This is a genomic window from Corynebacterium sp. 122RC1 (assembly GCF_024580955.1).
Classification (GTDB): Bacteria; Actinomycetota; Actinomycetes; order Mycobacteriales; family Mycobacteriaceae; genus Corynebacterium; species Corynebacterium kozikiae.
The window spans coordinates 1-1,359 of record NZ_JANIKD010000049.1 but is presented as its reverse complement, the minus strand read 5'-3'; the positions used below and the strand labels follow the sequence as shown (position 1 = coordinate 1,359).

At 61.8% G+C, this 1,359-nt stretch carries 1 protein-coding gene and 1 other annotated feature; the gene reads right to left on the bottom strand.

All coding sequences use genetic code 11. The annotated features are described in order from the left end of the window. Nucleotides 1–40: 40 nt before the first annotated feature. Nucleotides 41–1,305, bottom strand: a protein-coding gene (locus NQ050_RS10990; protein ID WP_257039382.1) for an IS3 family transposase whose coding sequence is annotated in 2 segments (ribosomal slippage) — nt 41–1,014 and nt 1,014–1,305 — 1,266 coding nt in all. Because the reading frame shifts where the segments join, the coding sequence is not laid out codon by codon here. Continuing rightward, nucleotides 884–1,015 (bottom strand) — a sequence feature (AL1L pseudoknot). It overlaps the preceding gene by 132 nt. Nucleotides 1,306–1,359 lie beyond the last annotated feature (54 nt).

Genomic DNA, 1,359 nt, shown 5'->3' with positions numbered 1-1,359 from the left:
TGAATCGGCCTGAGTTTTTCGGAGACTACAGGTAAAAGCCTTACTGGGCTTTTCGGGTGGTGTTGAATTCCTCGTAGTCCTGCTCGTATTCGATCGGGGGAACGTCACCGATCGACGAGTGCAGACGCTGGTGATTGTACCAGTAGACCCACGAGGCTGTTTCCGTTTCGACCTCCCGGGCATCCCTCCATGTGCGTGCGGGATCGACGTCGATGAGCTCAGTTTTGTACAGCCCGATCGTCGACTCCATCATCGCGTTGTCCAGAGCATCACCGACCGAGCCGATCGAGCCCTGGAGTCCGGCTTCTGCCAGCGCGTTGGTGAACGCCAGCGAGGTGTATTGCGCCCCGGCGTCCGAGTGATGGACGATGCCGGTGGCGGTGAAATCCATGCGGGTGCGTTTGCGGCTGAACAACGCGTGTTCCAGGGCCATGAGCACCATCCTGGTGTCCATCACCGTGGTGACGACCCAGCCGAGGACCTGCCGCGAGTAGGCGTCGACGATGAAGGCGACGTAGCAGAATCCCTCCCGCGTCCAAGCGTAGGTGAAGTCCGCGATCCACCACTGATCCGGATGCGACGGATACCTCCACCGACGGCCTATTCGGTCCGGGTGCCGGCGGTGCACAGGATTGGCCACGGTCGTCTTCTTGCGGTGCATCCCGCGGGACACACCGCGGATGCCGGTGATCTTCATCAGCCGTTCCACCTGGTCACGACCAATAAGCATGCCGTCACGGATGGCTGCTTTCCAGAGCTTGCGCCGGCCATAGACCTTGCGGTTTTCCTCCCACAGTCGGTAGATGCGGTGGGCGGCGTACGCTTCGTCGAGTTCTGTGCTCGAGGGACCAAAGCCGCGGGACTGATGGGCGTAAAAGGTGCTCGGGGCAATCGCGATCCCGTGGGCGGTGAGTGTGTCGCAGATTGGCTCGACCCCGAAGCGGTGGCGGTAGGTGCGGATGAAGTCCACAATCACCGAAGTTTGCGGTCGAGCTCCGCCTGGGCGAAAAAAGCCGACGCCGTCTTCAAGATCTCATTGGCCCGACGCAGCTTGGCCACTTCCTTGGCCTGCTCGTCGTAAGCAGCCTGGAGCTGCTGGTAGGACAGGGAACCGGGTCCAGGTACCTGTTCTCGTTGTTCGTGCTTGCGGATCCAGTTGCGCAGCGTGGACTCCTTCACGCCGAGCAGCTCGCCGATCTCCCGGCGGGCGCCGGCTTTGGAGATGTCGCCTTCCTCGAGGCGCTCGAAGTACATGCGCACCGCGCGCTCCTGCGTGGCTGCGTCGTACTGACTGGGTCGTGCCATGCTGATCGTCCTCCTAGGGTAAAACCTAGTCTCCGACCAACCCAGGCCGCTTCA